Annotated in this window: 14 protein-coding genes and 1 pseudogene; 10 read left to right on the top strand and 5 right to left on the bottom strand. The window is 56.1% G+C overall.

The window, feature by feature from the left end:
• Positions 1 to 9 precede the first annotated feature (9 nt).
• The 3 genes from ACR0CR_RS14125 to ACR0CR_RS14115 form a co-directional block, all read right to left on the bottom strand.
• Entirely contained in the window at positions 10 to 1365 is a 1356-nt protein-coding gene (locus ACR0CR_RS14125; protein ID WP_480600082.1) for an ABC transporter substrate-binding protein, read from the bottom strand.
• Positions 1366 to 1389: 24 nt separating this feature from the next.
• The gene (locus ACR0CR_RS14120) at positions 1390 to 2520 is read right to left on the bottom strand and encodes a LacI family DNA-binding transcriptional regulator (protein WP_480600080.1); all 1131 of its coding nucleotides are present in this window, start codon (positions 2518 to 2520) and stop codon (positions 1390 to 1392) included.
• Positions 2521 to 2660: 140 nt separating this feature from the next.
• On the bottom strand, positions 2661 to 3686 hold the full coding sequence (locus tag ACR0CR_RS14115; protein WP_480600078.1) for a nucleotidyltransferase family protein: 1026 nt from the start codon (positions 3684 to 3686) through the stop codon (positions 2661 to 2663).
• 262 nt (positions 3687 to 3948) lie between these two features.
• On the opposite strand from ACR0CR_RS14115, the pseudogene ACR0CR_RS14110 reads away from it, so the two are divergent.
• The 4 genes and pseudogenes from ACR0CR_RS14110 to ACR0CR_RS14095 all read left to right on the top strand — a co-directional run.
• Positions 3949 to 4549: pseudogene (locus ACR0CR_RS14110) on the top strand (IS5 family transposase); the annotation flags it as partial.
• A gap of 600 nt (positions 4550 to 5149) precedes the next feature.
• Positions 5150 to 5479 carry a Nif11-like leader peptide family RiPP precursor gene (locus ACR0CR_RS14105; protein WP_480600077.1) on the top strand — a complete coding sequence of 110 codons (330 nt, stop codon included), beginning with the start codon at positions 5150 to 5152 and terminating at the stop codon, positions 5477 to 5479.
• A 171-nt stretch (positions 5480 to 5650) separates the two neighbouring features.
• A complete protein-coding gene (locus ACR0CR_RS14100; RefSeq protein WP_480600075.1) occupies positions 5651 to 6907 on the top strand; it encodes an FAD-binding oxidoreductase in 1257 nt (418 codons plus the stop codon).
• Between the two features lie 24 nt (positions 6908 to 6931).
• Entirely contained in the window at positions 6932 to 8392 is a 1461-nt protein-coding gene (locus tag ACR0CR_RS14095) for an NAD(P)/FAD-dependent oxidoreductase (protein WP_480600073.1), read from the top strand.
• Positions 8393 to 8587: 195 nt separating this feature from the next.
• Here ACR0CR_RS14095 and ACR0CR_RS14090 read toward each other — a convergent pair whose 3' ends face one another.
• Together ACR0CR_RS14090 and ACR0CR_RS14085 are read right to left on the bottom strand one after the other, a co-directional pair.
• Complete coding sequence (locus ACR0CR_RS14090) at positions 8588 to 8917, bottom strand: Nif11-like leader peptide family RiPP precursor (RefSeq protein WP_480600071.1); 330 nt, start codon at positions 8915 to 8917, stop codon at positions 8588 to 8590.
• Between the two features lie 247 nt (positions 8918 to 9164).
• The gene (locus ACR0CR_RS14085; protein ID WP_480600069.1) at positions 9165 to 10124 is read right to left on the bottom strand and encodes a pyridoxal-phosphate dependent enzyme; all 960 of its coding nucleotides are present in this window, start codon (positions 10122 to 10124) and stop codon (positions 9165 to 9167) included.
• A gap of 260 nt (positions 10125 to 10384) precedes the next feature.
• Between ACR0CR_RS14085 and ACR0CR_RS14080 the strand changes: the two genes are divergently transcribed.
• From ACR0CR_RS14080 to ACR0CR_RS14055, 6 genes are read left to right on the top strand one after another with little or no spacing between them, the layout of a single operon-like run.
• Complete coding sequence (locus ACR0CR_RS14080; RefSeq protein WP_480600067.1) at positions 10385 to 10810, top strand: ATP-binding protein; 426 nt, start codon at positions 10385 to 10387, stop codon at positions 10808 to 10810.
• A 16-nt stretch (positions 10811 to 10826) separates the two neighbouring features.
• Positions 10827 to 11576 carry a hypothetical protein gene (locus ACR0CR_RS14075; protein ID WP_480600065.1) on the top strand — a complete coding sequence of 250 codons (750 nt, stop codon included), beginning with the start codon at positions 10827 to 10829 and terminating at the stop codon, positions 11574 to 11576.
• Between the two features lie 4 nt (positions 11577 to 11580).
• Entirely contained in the window at positions 11581 to 13812 is a 2232-nt protein-coding gene (locus ACR0CR_RS14070; protein WP_480600063.1) for an MFS transporter, read from the top strand.
• Positions 13796 to 14920, top strand: a complete 1125-nt coding sequence (locus ACR0CR_RS14065) for an ABC transporter substrate-binding protein (RefSeq protein ID WP_480600061.1) — start codon at positions 13796 to 13798, stop codon at positions 14918 to 14920. The genes ACR0CR_RS14070 and ACR0CR_RS14065 overlap by 17 nt, the downstream gene beginning before the upstream one ends.
• Positions 14917 to 15693, top strand: a complete 777-nt coding sequence (locus ACR0CR_RS14060; protein ID WP_480600060.1) for a hypothetical protein — start codon at positions 14917 to 14919, stop codon at positions 15691 to 15693. The genes ACR0CR_RS14065 and ACR0CR_RS14060 overlap by 4 nt, the downstream gene beginning before the upstream one ends.
• Positions 15693 to 17543, top strand: coding sequence for a PP2C family protein-serine/threonine phosphatase (locus ACR0CR_RS14055; RefSeq protein WP_480600059.1), 1851 nt, complete (start codon positions 15693 to 15695; stop codon positions 17541 to 17543). Before ACR0CR_RS14060 ends, ACR0CR_RS14055 begins: the two co-directional genes overlap by 1 nt.
• Positions 17544 to 17556 lie beyond the last annotated feature (13 nt).

Raw genomic sequence — 17556 nt, 5'->3', positions numbered from 1 at the left:
GCCGGTTCGTTACTGAACCTTGGCCAGCTCTTCGTTCATCGCAGCCACGGCTGTGGGGGCGTCGACTTCGCCATCGATATATTGACGCACGATCCGGTTGATGGCCTGAGAGTTGATCATTTTCGAAGCCAGCGACAGTTGCCCTTCGGTGACGCCCCAGCGTTGTGCCACGTCCAGACCGCCGACAATCTCGTCGATCATCGCTTGGTCATACAGCTCTCCCAGAGGCGCCTTGCGATCGACCCCGACGGGGAGCTGAGCCCATGCTTCTGAAAACGCGGTTGGATTGTCGGCATTACCGCGACGGACGGGGAACTTGCCCTCGGGCGCGATGGCCAGTGTTTGGGTATAGCCATCATCCATCGCGAATTTCACAAACTCCATCGCGGCGTCGGTGTCGGCGTCATTGGTGATGCCAAAGTACCGCACATCGCCCCACGCAGCCCCATCGGGATTGGACGGGCCCGAGAAATTGGTCACGATTCCGGTTTTCGATGCCAGATCGCGCGAGGTTGGATCATCATTGATCGTTGGCGGGGCGCTGTCACGCAGGCCTGCCAGTTCGTCCAGAATGAATGGTGACCAGATGATCATCGCGGCCTTGCCATCGAAATACAGCTCGCGCGATTGTTTCCAGTACAGCTCACCCGGAGGCGATGCTTTGGAGATCGCTTTGTAGAAATCCAGAACTTCGGTGGTCTTTGCTTCATCCAGAGGCTGGAACCCATCGGGACCAACCGGCGAGACGCCGTTGGCTAGGAACACATGCTCCAAAACCTGACTCATAAAGTTCTCGTCGACCTTGGTGGCGGAGACGAAGCCATACATTTCAGGCGGGTTGTGGAGCTTATCCAGCGCCGCCAGCACGTTGGCATACGAACTTGGCGCATCGAGGCCTGCGTCGTCGAACAAGTCTTTGCGGTACACGACCATTTGCGTCCAGCCGTCGACTGGGACAGACGCTGTTTCGCCGTTAAACGCCGCCATTCCAAGCGCACCCGGTGCGAACGTATTTGCACCCAGCTCTTCGATCACTTCGGTCGCGGCTTCTGTATCCAGAATCCCTGCCTCGGCCCATGGCAGTGCGTATTGCAGCGGGTGATAGACAACGTCCGGCAGGTCTCCGGCAGCGAACGCGGCCGTTGCGCGGGTGCCCAGATCTGTTTCGGTCACCGGAATCACTTCAACCGTGGTGCCGGTTTCCGCTTTGAATTGGTCAGCCATCTCTTGCTGTTTCGCCAGACGCTCGGGCTGTTCCTCGGTCGTCCAGAAACGGATCGTGTCCGCGTGCGCCGACATTGCGGTCAAGGCAAATGCCAGCGAAGTGCCCAGCATCAGCCGGGACGCTTTGGGTGTCAGTTTCATGTTCGGTCTCCTCCCCTATTATGATCAAGTGTTTCTTATCTTCTGCGCCAGTTCTGTTGATGTCAGGCTTGGCGGCCCGTCCGAGTCGCGCACGACCAGTTCAGCGTCGGCCAGTTCTCTTAGTGTTGAAGGGTCTTCTCCCCGAATTTGCCGGATCAAAAGCGTGGCAAGCCGTTCTCCGGCCATGCGGGAGTTAACGGAAAACGTCGTCAGGGCAGGGCGCGCATATTTGCTTTCTGGAATTCCGTCGTACCCAATGACCGAAACGTCTTCGCCAACCTTGAGGCCCAGATCTTCCGCAACCGAGTAGAACCCAAGAGCAGCCATATCAGTCGCGAAGACGATCCCTGTCGGCGGCTGATCCAACTGCATAAGCTCTCGCGCCAAAGCGGCACCTTCGTCACGTGTTCCAGCACCTTCTCGAACGAGGTCGGGGTCAAACGGAAGGTCGGTGGAATAAAGACCCTGGACATACCCGTCGCGGCGCAGATGGCTGTAGTTGTACCTCAGGTCGCCGCCCACAAATCCGATGCGCGTGTGGCCGATCCCGGCGAGGCGCAAAACCGCCTTGCGCATGGCGATCTCGCCCGAGATGTCGAACCATGAGCTATGCTTGCAAGGGTTCGGGCATCCGTATCCCGTGCGCCCATACAGGATATACGGGACGCCAAGCGCGCGCAGCACATCTATCCGATCGTCTTTGACTGCAGTTCGCGGCAAAATGAACCCGTCCGCTTTACGTTCTTCGAACAGGCGATTCAGTACCTTCAGCGTATCCCGTTCCGAGGTCGCGGTAGAGATTGTCATCGTCCAGTCAAATCCGCTGGCAGCGTCGCATGCGCCGGCAAGGAAGTGTTGCAAAAACGGGTTATGCTGATCCGGTTCGTCGCTGTTCAGAACCATGGCAATCGCCCGTACCCGGCCGGTCCGGATTGCCTGAGCATGGCTGAGGGGCCGATATCCCAACTTCCGCGCCGCAGTCTCAACCCGTTTTCGCGTGACTTCAGAGATATCAGGGTATCCGTTCAACGCGCGCGAAACCGTGCTTTTGGACAACCCCAAATGCGCCGCCATTTCGTCCAGCTTTACACGGCCTGAAACCGACGCCGGTTTCGTTGGCGAAGCGCCGAGTCGATTATTGAGATTCGCACCCATGTTCTCAATTAGGAGTTCCGAAACCGGTTTCGGCAACGAAAAACTTTCGCTTTTTTGCGTCTTGGGGAATGAAAACCCGATCAGAGCGTTTGAATTGCGGGGTGCCGTAGTGCAACAGAGTGGCGTCTGTTAACGGCCCGTCAGCTTTCCATTTGCCTCAGCCGGTCTGCGGTTTCGGGCATACGTGACAGGCTCGCGGCGATGCGCGTGCGCCATTTCGGGCCGCGCGACAGCGCATCCTGATAGGCGTCGTGCAACTCATCTGGTCGATCCTCAGCCAAGACGTCGATCAGAAAAGCGGCCTGCCGCCGATCTTTTTCGGACTTCAACCTATTTTCACTGCCGCGCCTGCGATCTGCGACGATGAGCTTGTGTATGGCAAAGCGCTCTGGCTGCGGGATCTGCACCAAAACACCGCTTCGATAACAGACGGCTGCTTTGATCGGGTCGGCAATCAGGTAGTTCAGGTGATGAAGGCTCTGTGCGTCAACACCAAGCGCGGGCAATTCGCGCAATTCTTCGTCCGCATCGAACGAGGGGGTCAGGAATTCAACTAACGTGTTGCCACGCGTTTGTTTCCACCGCCAAGTCTTGTTGCCATGCATGCTGGGTTGCGGCGCAAACGAGAACTCGCGAAACACGTTTTTGAGCGGCGGAGAAGCAGTGTCCTCGAGCGCGAGGGACAATCGGGAAAAGCTGGCGATATCGATATCATCCGTATGCGCCATCATGTCTGCGTCGAAGCGAACGCCCAATTCCCCCTCGTAAAGCCGAAACGCATGGGTGCCAACAACGGTTCCGCCCAAGCGAAAAACGCCGGATGCGGCCATCGCCGACAGGAGGCTTCCGGTCGCCGCGTCCAGGCTCAGAAACCCCTCCGCCCTCAGAAGCCGTACAAGCCGCGTTCGGTTCTTCCGTCTTTCTTCGTTGTCGGCCTTCAACTGCTGGTGTTTTTTCAGGCGTGATCTGAGTTCTGTGCTGTCTTCGCCGATGTAATGTTTCTTGACGTCAGATCCTACCCGATACGTGTCGTACCAATAAGTTTTTTTGTTCCGCTCGGTTCTCGTGGGTGTACCACGAATCCCTGATACCGTGTCGTCCTGCAAAGTTCGCAGCAGGTCGTGGTATGCGACCTGAGATATTGATGAGTGTCGTTTGAATGCCATTCGTGGGCCATTGTTCAACAATTTTGAGTTTTGTTGAGTATACTCCATGTTCAACAAAAATAAAGGATGTAGAACATTAGGGATGCAATGATGAGGCGTGACAACCGCGTTTAGGGCAACAACATGTCACCTGAGCGCCTGAAACTCCTCCACTTTGGATAGGTGCCGGCCAACTTAAGGACGGACAAATCAAGACGAGATTCACCGATGAACTGATCATTCAGATGATGAAGGAACAGGAAGCTCGTGAGATGGCCTTTAGGAATACGGACCACATAAGACGCTCTACAGCCGGTGGAAGCGTTGGAGCGAGAAAGGCATCTTCGCACGAATGATAGCTGGTCTGGCCGCCGAGTACGTTAAAAAGAAGACGGTTTTGATCGGCGCAACATACCTAAAAGCCCATCGCACGGCGTCCCGCTTGCGTGTCAAAAGGGGGGCGTGGCCGCCTAATTGGTAGAACCAAAGGCGGCATGAATACCAAGCTGCATGCTATCAGTGATAGCCAAGGTCGCCCACTCAATTTGTTCGTTACTGCCGGGCAATTCAGCGAATACATCGGTGCCTGGGCTGTGCTCAGCAGCATATCAAGTGTGGGTTGGCTGCTCAGAGACCAGGGCTATGATGCCGACTGGTTCCGAGACGCGTTGAAAGACAAAGGGATACGCGCCTGTATTCCAGGTCGAAAACAACTCAAGACGCCAGTCAAATACCACAAACGCCGATACAAACAGCGTAACCGGATCGAGATCATGTTCAGTAGGTTTTAGGATTGGAGGCGCGTGCCGACACGCTACGACCATTGCCCCAAGGTTTTCAAATCAGCCAACGCGCTCGCGGCAAACGTCATATACTGGCTATGAATCCTGACCCTAGGGCATCGAACCGCGAATACCAAAACGCCCTAACTCGGAGGACGTTCGATTGGCCAAGGCGCACTTGTGACAGCGAGATTGAGGAGAACTTGGACGCTTGCAAATCTCGACCCGCCAGTATGCACAAATTGCTCGGGGCTAGGTGGAATCGACTGGCCCTGAAACGCTTAGAGAACGCCCATTCCTTGTCGGACATCAGGTCTCGTGCCAAGTTGGACTCGATCGTGAATGTCGGCTTGAAACATGACCGTCCTACAATGTGAACCCTTTTTGCCACAACGATCTAAAGGCATTTTTGCTGAATGATCCTAATTTAATTATCCGGCTACTTACCCGGCTCTGTTCCGCGGACAAAACAGCACGAATGTCAGGGGCTTCGGGAACCGATGTATCAGTCGCAACTCGGGAAGACGATAGCTTCTTTCATTCGACACAACCGCTGCTTGATTTTTTCTTCCGTGTCCGGCACAACTATAGCGACACCGGCCTGTGCGCCATCTTGGTCGGTGTCCTAGGAAGCAGCGAACAATGAGTTACGCTGATTTCGGGATTGCCCATGGTGGCGTTGAACTCCTAGGGAGGTTGAGCATGAGTGTTGAAAACCTGAAAGAATATGCCCGTCGTTGCGCCGCAGATCCCGAATTGCGTGCCAAGGCCAAGGAAATTGGAGCCACTGATCTGGATGGGCAGATTTCCCATGCGGCTTCTATGGGTTTGACCTGGACGAAGGACGACATGGTTACTTTTCAGGAAGAGATTCAGGCCGACGGAGAGCTTGGCGAGGATGATCTTGAAAAAGTCGCCGGCGGCGTTGTGACAACTACGGCGGCAGCGGCGGCGGCCGTTGTGTCCGCAGGGGCAGCTGTCGTTGGAACCGCGACTGCGGTTACCACCACGACATCCGGTAGCGGCTGGTAACGGGTATCGCGCGGCCTTGCAAAGTCCGCGAACCTTCAATTCGACCCTCCGGGCAGTTGGCCGGGGGGTTTTCTTTTGAAAGAGGGTCATGCAGTTTCTGCGGAACGGGTCGACCTAAGAAACTGAGAAACCTCTGCCAAGCGAATTCATCCATGATCAAAAAGACGTTTCATGCCGCTCGCTGACTACGGAAAACTGTATCTGTCCCCGCTCGAAGCTTCTGTTCGTGCGCCAAAATCTGCCGAGGACGCCATCCTGCAGTGGCGCGAAGAACTCTCACATGGACGGCGCCTGCGTGTGCGGGGCAGCGGCCATAGTCTGAGCGGCGCGAGCTTGCCCAGACGTGATGAGACGCTGTTTCTGACACATGGCCTTAACGCGTTCGAAGTGGTTGCACCCGATCTGATGCGTGTGGGCAGCGGCGCTATTATGTGGGATATCCGCGATTTCGTGACGGCCCATGGGTTGAGCTTGCCTGTATTCAACGGCGGTTGGGCTGGCCCAACTTTGGGCGGATACGTTAATGCCGGTGGCATGGGGTTGCGTGTCCCTCCGACCACTCGAGAGGCTGCGGCGCGGGGCGAATCCAATGATGGCTATGTCTCGATCTCGGAAACCCATGGCGGCTTTTGGGCTCATGTCGAGGCGCTCACTCTGATAGATGGTCGAGGCGACGTGCACAGCCTGACTCCGGAGGACACGGACTTTTTCTGGGTTTTTGCCGCAATGGGGCAATTTGGCTTTATTCTGGATGCCACCCTCCGGCTTCAGCCAGTTCCAGGTGAGGCGAATCAACTTATGGTTGGTCAATCAGGAAGAATCCCGGTCACCAATCCGCTCAATCCGTCTGAGACAAATGATCTGCCCGGCGCAGACGGTCTGGACTGGCTCTACTGGTTTTCAGCCATGGTTCCCGTGGAAGAAGAAGACAAGTTCTGGACCCTGATCGGGGACTGGAGCAAACGACATGCCGGCACGTTGGAACCCAGTGGCGGATGGGTTGGACCTGCTGTGAACAGAGAGCCCATTGGATTCCGCTACATTGTCAAACGTCGAGCCCAAGTGCCGCCTTTGCTCTACCCAAAGGACGAAGACTTTTTGTTAATGGGGGTGATGGCGCTGTGCCGTGGAATTGGAAAGCCCGAAGTGGAAGCCGCGCTGGTTGAAGCCGAACGGGATTTCGTTTCGACCATCATTGACGCAGGTGGTCGCCTTTACGTGCAAGCCGAGAATCTAAGCCGGTCGCTGGACTATTCAGATTATTACGACGCAGAGACTTGGGCGAAGTTTTGTGCTTTGAAGAAAAAATATGATCCGCAAAACCTTGTTAACATCGGCGAGTTGCAGCGATCAAAAGAGACCGAGCCGATGACCGTCGCTCAGATACGCAGGATTGCGGCGGCCACGCAACGCGTATTGAACGCATAGGCCCGTTCGCCCGAGGAGGTGAAAATGGACGAAGTGCAGACAGCAGACGTTGCGGTGATCGGGGGCGGCCCCGCGGGGTCGGTGATTGCCGGTTTGTGCGCCAAGGCTGGTTTGTCCACAGTCCTTTTGGAAAGAGAGACCGGACCGCGCTATCGCATTGGTGAATCCTTACTGCCCGCGACTTTGCGCCAGGTTTTGCCCTTGATTGGGGCGCAGGAGGCTGTTGAAGCCGAAGCCTATACCGTCAAACGCGGGGCCACATTTTCCTGGGGCGCGGACAAGCACGACATATGGACCCTGGCCTTTGGTCCTGACCAGGCTGACAACCCACCATTGGCCCTTAACGTTGACCGGGCAAGCTTTGACGAAATTCTTCTGTCCAGCGCGCAGAAATGTGGTGCAGCTATTCTCAGAGGTCGTGACGTGCTTTCGGTCAGCGATGGCGACACGCGTCGCGGTCGCAATGTGATTTACACACACCGAGAAGATGGGAAAGAAGGCGCGGTGCACGCCAAGTTTGTTGTGAACGCAACCGGACAGATGCGCCTGAATATCCCCGAGCTGGACGCGCGTGAGCATTCTCACTTCTTTCGCAAAGTAGCTGTGTGGGGCTACTGGTCGGGCGGCGGGCGGCTGGATCCTCCTTTAGATGGGAACGTGTTTTTTGAAACCCTCGAAACCGAACATGGAATGGCATGGGTCTGGTACATTCCCCTGCGAAACGGACTGACCAGCATAGGTGTGGTTTCGCCGCGAGATTGTCTTGCCAAACTGCGGGTGGATCCACGGGCAGGATTGTCAGCCTGGCTTGCCAAATGTCCTCGGATCACCAAACTGCTGCGCCATGCCACCCCGGCCATGCAAACACCCTATGATCAAGTGAGCCTGTGCGCAGATTATTCTTATGCATCTAATACGTTCAGCGCGCCAGGCATTGTGCAGATCGGTGATGCCGCCTGTTTCGTGGATGTGCTTTTGTCTTCGGGTGTACATCTTGCGACCTACGGCGCATTGCTGGCTGCGCGGTCGATCAAGGCCACCCTCTCAGGTGCTGTCCCCGAAGATATTGCCATGGCCGAATACGAAAGTCGCCTGCGACAAGAGTATGCGGTTTTCTACGCGGGGCTTTCAGGTCTCTACGACATGGAAAAGAGATCCCAAGACTACGTCGGCTGGTTGCGCGCTCTGCTGCAAAACAGTAACGGCGTGCTTATGGAATTGGGGCGGAACGTGGATTGCCCTGGTGGATTGAACGTTGGTGGCACGTCTTGTTCCGGCGCCGATCTACGTACCCAGGCACAGAGAAACTTGACGATGATGCGCGGGTATAACTCTTATCAGTTATCGTACGACGGTCCCCCAAAGGCGACGCCGATTGAAGCCCTTCCAGCGATCCGAAATGTGCTAGCCATCGACGAGCAGGGCGAATGGGTGGTGCCAGCGCCCACGACAAAAACAACAACACCAGTCACTTCGATTGCCTGAAACAGAGCAACGCGAAGTTCAACTTTTAGGTGAATCTAGGCCGCTTCGGTTGGGGGCCACTCGGCGGGTTACCTGCCTGACTGCCTTACGAACGAAGGACAGTGAGCTGTACCTAAAAACAGAGACATTTCTGATGTCAGATCAAAAAAGGGGCGGAAGATAACCGCCCCTTTTTCGAAGTGTCTGCCGGTTGTTTTACCAACCGCTACCAGTTGATGCCGATGTAACGGCGGCGGCTGTGCCGACAACCGCCGCGCCAGCGCCAACGACGGCTGCGGCGGCTGCGGCCGTGGTGGTTACGACACCACCGGCGACTTTTTCCAGATCATCTTCACCAAGCTCGCCATCGGCCTGCATTTCTTCCTGGAACGAGACCATGTCGTCCTTCGTCCAAGTCAATCCCATAGATGCTGCATGTTCAATCTGGGCGTCTAGATTCGTTGCGCCAATCTCTTTCGCCTTTGCCCGCAGATCGGGGTCTGCTGCACAGCGGCGCGCATATTCCTTAAGGTTTTCGACACTCATTGCATTGTCCCTTCTCACATTTCGCCACGGGTCAAATCAGTGCCGGGTTCGCGACCGGACGTACAACCAAACCAAATGGCCTTGATATGCTCCACAATTAAAAAGTGTACAGAGGACCAATCAAAAATCAACCGTTGTCATTCAACTACCGGGTGTTTTTATCATAGATGATGAACATCCGCTCAGTTCTGTAGAAAAGCGAGCGGCGCAAAACCGCTACTGCCTTCTATTGGTCTCACTGCAGAACCTATTTGGACGCCAAGGAGGGGCCTTCGGTGACCAGCGAGACCACTTGAGCCGACCCGTCGAGTTCGGTGCGGTGACGCATCGCCTCATCCGAGAGAATCTCTTGCAAGCCCGCAAATGCTGCGGCGCCAGAAGGTTGAGTGAAAACCTGAGAGGCGTCGCTGCAAGACCGCAGGTTCTTCACGGCGTCGAGGGCGACGTCGTCCGAAATCGCCAGGGCTCCAAACAGTCTTTCGCGTAACATCCGCCATGCCACGGTAGATGGTGTCTCGCACGCAAGGCATGCCATTTTAGTTGTCGCACCTTCAGGAACACTTGCTAGACTTTGCGCTTTCAGGCTTGCAGCGATGGGTGCCACATGCAGCGGTTCGACGGTGATGATACGGGGCATTTTTCGACCAAGTCTCTGGGCAAACCGGGCAGCAACACCTGCAGCCAAACCGCCTACACCCGCGGGAACCAATACATGTGTCGGAGGCGAAGGTAATTGATCAAGGATTTCGTCCGCGATCCGGCCATACCCGAATAGAGTCAGATAGGGGATTTCCTCGCAGCCTGGGCGCCCTGTGTCAGAAAACTCAACCGCACCTGTCGCCTGCGCATCAGCGGCGGCGGCGGCAATTGCTCTGTCATATCCGCCATCGACACCAACCGTTTGCGTGCCAAACTGTTTGATCCGGTCGAAGTTTTCCTGTGGCACCGTCGCAGGCATGTAGACCGTCGCAGCGATATTAAAACGCTGCGCGACCCAGGCGACGGCGCGACCATGGTTACCATCCGAAGCGCAAACGAACCGGTTTGCATGCAGCAGATCAGGTTTTGCAGCCAGCACTCCGAGAACACCGAGCGCTTTGAAACAGGACAGGCCTTCATCCACAAAGCGTCTGCCTTCATTCTTGATCCAGCAGGTCAAACGGCCGCCGCTGTTGAACTGATCCGCGATCAAAGGGGTTTGTGACATGGCTGAGTGCTTTGCTATGTCTGAAAGTACCCTTTCGGATTGATCACCAAAATCCTCCCCAGGTGGGGCAGGCGACCACTGGGCGTTCCGGACATAGAGCGGTGAAGAATCGTGTTGCAAAGTTGCGCGCTCCGAAGGCGATGATTGAAAATTCTTCTAGCTGTATTTTGGGGCAAGCTATACAATCAAAAATAGAACCATGCACAAAATTGCGAGCGGTGCGCGCTGTTTGGCCAGTGGACGAGAAGGTAACATTCCAGATGCTGAAAGCCGAATTCCAGCTCGCCAACACACTTTCGGCTGTTCCGGGCTTGTTGGACGAACTGGACAGTACCCTCGTCGCCATGAAAGTGCCTGATGCCGACGCGTTTCAGGTCAAGCTCGCACTGGAAGAATTGGTCACCAACGCCATCAACTATGGGTTTGACGATGGGCAGACATCAGAGCTTGCGGTCGCGTTGCAGCGCCAGAACGAGGACCTCCTTTGCGAGCTGAGAGATCATGGCCGCATGTTCAACCCTTTGGACGCAGTCGAGCCGGACGTGACTCAGGACGTTGACCATCGCAAGGTTGGCGGGCTAGGCGTGTTTCTCGTTCGCCAGGTCATGGACGATGTGAGCTATGAAAGAGTCGGCAATATGAACGTGATGCGGCTGCGCAAGACGCTGGGCCGAGACGGCGAATAGGAAGGTAAAGACTAGAATGCGCGTGCTGATCGGGAGCTTTGCAACAAGGCTGATCGTCTATCTGGCACTGGCGTTTGCCATTGCTCTGGCGGCGGCTGTCGCGCTGACGATGGCAAAGCTTTCAACTGCGCTTACCCAAGCGGTTGATGGCCGATATGGAATTGTTGCATCTGACCTGCGCGCCAATATTGAAACTGGGGTAAATTTCGGACTTGGGGTCGAAGAGATCGTTTCCAATGTATCTGAGCAAATCGAAGAAAAGCTTGCCTCAGATACTGAAATATTAGCGATCCGTCTTGTTGCCGTGGACGGTCAGGAAATTCTGGCTCTGCAATCGCAAGTGGAAGGTCAGGAAGACACGAACGCTGAATTCATCGCGACCGTATCCGAGCCGATCATCAACTCTTTCGGCGTCGAGGTGGGACGCGTCGAGGTTTCTTATAATCAGCGGGGTGCTCAGGGAATTCTTGCGGATTCCGCCCGAATTCTTGCGCTGGAGGCTGGCGCATTGTTGGCGGCCTGTATCTGCGTGATCGGAGTAGCCAGCATGATGGCCGCTCGGCGTATTGATCACAGGCTGGACCAACTCACGGCACAGCTGGAAAACGGTGAGCCGACTGAAATCGCGTCTGTGTCGCACCGCGATCCAATGGACGAGCTGGCGCAAAGCGCCACGCAAGCCTATCGCGAAAGCCAGTCTGCGTTGGATGATCTTGAGGCTGAGTTGCAGAATTTGCCGCAAACTGCTGAGCTGAGCAGGGGGTGATCTGATGGATCAAATATCCAGACGATTTGCCGTATTCATCCTTTCGGTGGCTGTGCTGTGTCTTGTCGTGTCCGTCAGCGCTCTGGGTCTGCGTTCGATCGGGCTGCTTGAACGAAATGTTAGGCCCATTCTTGAAACCAATGCACTTGTCGTTACCCAGCGTGTACATGATCGTATCGAAAGCGCCGTGGCAATGGGTATCCCCTATGAGGGGTTGGCGCAGGTGGACGAATACCTTGACCGTGCGCTCGAAGGAAGTCACGGGATTTCGAGCATCACCCTGACCTCTCCACGCGGAGTGGTAATGTATGCGTCAGGCCGCACGCAACCGAACCCGGATCAAACTGAAACTGAATCCAAAGGGTCCGGCATTTCGGCGCCGGCAGAACCAGATCGTATGCGGGACCAAGGTTTGCAGATTCTACCGTCGGTGCTGCAAAGCAAACTGGTGCATTGGCTATCGCCGGAAATGTCTGCAACAGGGATTCAGGCAACCAATGACAGCGAGAGTGGCGTTGTTGTCTTGCCGCTGCAGGATGCGGATGGTTCCGAGTTTGGCAAGATCGTTACCCGCATCGATCAAACGTTCGTCGCGAAGCAACTTCTGGATGCTGCGGCTGATATTCTGGTCATGGTCTTTGTAGCCGTCGTGCTGGCCGTCGAAATTTTGTTGGTCGTGACCTCTACCAGTATCGGAGGTCCGCTGGCGCAAGTGACCAGATTGCTCAATGCTCTGGTGGGAAGAGATTACCGCCGGTTGGAAAAGCCTGCCGGAGGCCAATCCATGCGTCGGGCGATCAGGGCGGGAGACGCTCTGGTAGAAACATTGTCGACACGTATGGCGGCTCTGAAAGGGCGCATCGAAACTGGTTTGGCTAGCGCGGCCGATGTGGATCGGATGCGTACCCGCCTGCAAGCTATTGGCGAATTTGCCGAGGACGGGCGCACAAAGATCGGCACCGCCGCCCATTTGGCAGGCGTTCGCGGCGCTGCGTTCCTGTTTGTGATGACAGAAGAGCTGACCCGTCCGTTTCTACCGCAGTTCATCTCGGAGGTTTTAGGAGATCGCACAGCACAAGGTGTGGACGGGTTAGACAGCACCATCCTCATTGCGATTCCGATCTCGGCCTTTATGCTTGGGGCTGCGCTGATCGGCACGTTGGCTGCTGGTTGGGCAGACAAGGTCGGTCGCAGGAACGGCTTTTTCCTTGGGGCCGCCCTGGCCAGCTTTGGACTTGTGGTTACAGCTTTTGCGCCAAACCTGGCGGTTTTGATCCTGGCGCGCGCAGTGTCTGGCGTTGGCTATGCATTGTGCTTTTTGTCGTGCCAGGGGCAGGCGATTGACCAAACGACAACGGCCAACCGTGCGCGCGGCATGTCTATCTTTGTGGGCGGCATTATGGCGGCCGATGTTTGTGGGCCAGCGATAGGCGGTATCCTCGCAGAGCAATTTGGCTTTCAGATTGCGCTTTTATTGGCTGCTGGGCTGGGTGCCTTCAGCATTCTTCTGGCGACGCGGTTGCTGGACGGGCGTGCCGATGGGGCGCAGTCTTATAAATCGACCCATTTTGGATTCGAACCCAAGATTGTCATTGAATGCATGAGCCAGCCGCGCTTTGTTGTGGCCGCGCTGCTTGCGGCCCTGCCAGCCAAACTGCTGTTGTCTGGTTTCTTGTTCTTCCTGGTTCCACTGCTTCTGACCGATATAGGTGCAACCAGCAATGAAATTGGGCGCATCACAATGCTGTACGGCGCATCGGCGCTTATCCTTCTGTCTCTGTTCTCTCGGCTTTGCGATCGATATGGTTTACACGCCTTCATGGTCAGTGTCGGGGCCCTGCTGACGGGGTGGGGTCTGGTGCCGTTGGCCTATGGAGCCACGGTTTCGGCCGTGGCCTGGTCCGTTCTAGTCCTCGGCGTAGCGCAGGCCATGAGCATTTCGGCCCAATCGGCCTTGTTTACCATCCTGGCAAAACGCGAGATCGAAACCTACGGGCCGGGCAGAGTCTTGGGCATCTATCGCATGACGGAACGGGCCGGGTCTGTCATCGGGCCCCTTCTCGCCGGTGTTTTGTCCCAATACTGGGGACTGGCAGGGGCGGCGGCAATTCTGGGCGGACTGTCCGTTGTGACCGGAACCGGTTTTGCAGCCTTCTTCCTGGTCTCGGGATTGCGGTCCGAAGAGGATGACCTGAAAACGCGCGGCACAAGGGGGTACGATGTTGAGGCTGTGTGATCCGCGCAACGCTCTGGCTGGGTTGTTGGCCCTGACGATGCTTTTGAACCCAGAACGGGCTGAGGCGCAGGATCAGTCAGAAAACCTGTGCGAGCGTCCGCATGTAGAAGGCGCCCCCCATGTGGTGATGGTTTTGTGGCGCGGTCCCACGACCGTGGAACAAGGCGTTCAGGCCTATCTGGACAGTCGCGATCTGACCTTCAATTTCACATGCCTCAGTGCTGACCGCGACAGTTCGCGATTCAGTCGACTTATTCGACAGGCACAGGCGTTGGAGCCCGACCTGTTGTACACTTGGGGGACCTCTGCGACCTTGGCCGCGGTTGGGACGTATGAAAAAGACTCCGGAGCCTTTCCGACGCCGCAGATACCCGTTCTGTTCACGATGGTGTCCTACCCGGTTCAGTCAAAGGTGGTGCCCGATTTTGAGGGCAGCGGACGAAACCTGACGGGCAGTTCGCACACCGTGCCACTGGTTTCTCAGCTCAAGGCGATGCAGGCCTATCGCGAAGTGACCCGGATCGGGATGATTTTCAATCCGCGTGAAGTCAATTCGGTGCTGAACATGCACGAGATGAGCGCGTTGACTGATGAGATCGGGATTGAGCTTGTGGCCTTTCGCGTTCCCCTGATCGAGCGGCAATCCGATGCCCAGGCTCAAACGGAGGCTTCGGCGGATGACGGATATGAAGATGCCGCCGAAGGCCAGCCTGACCCTTCGGCCTTGCCTGAGCTGATTGCCCGGATGGCCGCGCGGGACGTGCAGTTTCTGTATATCGGGCCTGACAACTTCGTGGGAACCAATCAAGAGGCCATTATTGGCGAAGCCCTGTCTCATGGCATCCCGAGTTTCACCGGGACAGAACTGGAAATTCTCGATGGGGATGCGTTGGTTGGCTTGGTCACGCCCTACTACAATCTTGGGCTTCTGAACGGATCACTGATCGAACGCATTCTTGTGGATGGCGAAGCGCCCGAAGCGATTCCGATCAGCACCCTTGCGCGGTTCACATACATCGTGCGTATGAACGTGGCGCGGCGTATCGGAGTTTTCCCACCGCTGGATATTTTGGAATTTGCTCGCATTCTGGATGGAGAGACCGAATGATGGCAGCCGTGTCTCAAAGACCGGCCAATGCGACCGGAGACCCTCAGCCTTTAAGTGGGTCATGGCCGCAGGCTCTGCCGAATGGTCTTGTGATGCGAAAAATGGGCATAGCGGATTTAGGTAGGCTCATCGCCATGCATTCCGAACTGCATGAGTTGAGCCACCAACAACCTGCACCGTTCGTGCGCGAGAGCGAAGCGTTTTTTGCTGATCACCTGGCGGATGCTGGGGAGGTTTGGGGGCTTTGGGAAACCTCCGGCCCCGAAACTAGACTGGCCGGATATACCGTCCTCGGAATGCCGACGGCATCTGATCCCGCAAATTTTGGGCTGGATCTAGGGATGACTGACTCGACGCAGCTTGCGCGAGTGGCCCATTTGGACGGAACGGGGATCTTGCCGCATCGACGTGGGATTGGGCTGCAACGATTTTTGACCGGGCATCGCTTGGAGCGGGCCAGGGCGTTAGGACGAAGTACCGTGATATCGATGGCATCGCCACATAACGTTTATTCGTTGGCAAACCTTCTGCAGTGCGGGCTAACGGTTCAACGATTGATCCAGAAATACGGAGCAGCGCGATTTGTTCTGGTGCGCGCCTTGGCTGCGCAAGAGGCACCTGAAAGTGAACGTCATCGGGTGGCTGTGCCGTTGCTGGCCAAGGCTGAGGATCACCAAGAGCGCCTGCAAAAAGGCCGTATGGGTGTGGCACTTAGGAATGTCGGTGGTACCCTGTCTCTCGTCTACGCAAAACGAGAGGGGGAGGTGACTTAATGACCTCAACCTCTGATAGCTCGACGCTTGCAAAGCTAAGCCTGCGCAGCCGGATTACAGCCATCGTTTGCCTGGTGTTTCTGATCGTAACGGCGCTGTTGCTCTTTGAGATGCGCAACCGTGAAAAAGCGATGCAGACGCGGCTGGAAAACGCTCTGCTGACCAGTCTGGAGCTCAATCTCGAAAGTCTGCAAGACGTTGAGTTTCAAAGGGGTGAGGCGTATGCGCGACGGTTTCAGGAGAACCGCGAGCTGGCCCAGGGACTGCTGGACGGCGACGCCGATTTACTTGAACTGCAGCTTATCAAATTGCAGGGTGACCTGGACCCCACGGCTGCGCAGTTTGTCACGTTCGATGGTGCGTTTCTTGGCGGTTCGAACAGTTCGCTGGTAGAAACATCGATTTTGCAGGAGAAACACCTCGATCAGTTACGGGCCCAGGGTCGCGTCACGACAGGGCTGGCATTTGGCTCCGACGGATCCTTGGTTCATGTCGCGGCCGCCCCGTTGTTTCTGCGGGCGCGTCCGGTGGCTGCCGCTGTTGTCGTCAGCCCGTTTCAGCGAACGACCGATAAACTTGCCAGAGGGTTTGGTTCCCAGGTTCTAACCTTGTCCGAGACAGGAGAGATTCTACAATACAGCGGCGCAGTCATGGTTGACGAACAGCGGACAAATCTGGGCGCACAGGCGACCCAGCCCGGCATTTCGCTTCTGGAAGATGGAGATAGATTTCTCCAGATTGCCAGCCTGCCAATTCCCAGCGCATTTCTCGATACACCTCTTCACGTTGTTGGTATTCAGGATGCCTCCAAAGCCTTGCGCGAAACCCGGATCGGGAACGCTATATCGGCTTTGGCCCTTGCCAGCGGTCTGACTTTGTTTCTTGCATTCATCAACTGGTCTCTGCGCCATTCGTTCTTTCCTTTGAACGCGGTGATCCGTTCGTTGAACGCCTTGTCGGAAGGGAAAACGGATCAGGCTGTAAACGTGCCCAAGACCGATGACGAGATTGGCCGATTGGCCGGTACTTTCGAGGGTTTTCGAAAGGGGATGGAAGCGCGTACCGAATTGGAGCGGGTCAACCGTGAATTGGACGTGGCCACTCGCATTCAACAGCAGTGTCTACCGACGACATTTCCCGAAGTGGCGGAAATGGATTTTGCGGCGGACATGGTGCCGATGCGCGAGGTTGGGGGAGACTTTTACGACGTGTTCGACTTGCCATCGGGCAAGATCGGGTGCGTGATCGCCGACGTGTCAGACAAGGGCATGGGGGCGGCTCTGTTCATGGCTATTTCACGAACGGTTATGCGGGCAATTGCGGCATCCGCGCGTGGGCCAGCAGACTGCGTGACGATGGTGAACAACTACCTGTGTGTCGACAATGACGCGATGCTTTTTGTGACCCTGTTCTACGTCGAAATCGACCCAAGAACTGGCGAGATGGTCTATTGCAACGCCGGGCACAATCCACCGGTCATCGTCGGGCCCGAGACTGAGCCACGCTATCTCAAGGCAGATCAGGGCCAGCCCGCTTTGGCAGTGTGGGAGGATTTCGACTATGAGGAAGAAACCGGCGTACTGCACGCGGGCGAGACTTTGTTCTGCTACACCGATGGTGTGACCGAGGCGATGTCGGCCAAACTTGAAGAATATGGAGAAACGCGCCTGCTTGAGGCGATGGGCCCATTGATGGGGGCCACGCCGTCCGACCAACTCAAAGCCATCATGAAATCGGTGTCCATCTTCACCGAAGGGGCCGATCCCAGTGACGACATCACCTGTCTGGCGATTGAGTTCAAAGGTCAATCGACACAGTCGCAGGATGACGATGCGGAGCAAGCAGCGTGATCGGATTGAGTGG

This window comes from Ruegeria sp. AM2 (genome assembly GCF_056540685.1).
This window is presented reverse-complemented; position numbering and strand designations above follow the sequence as displayed.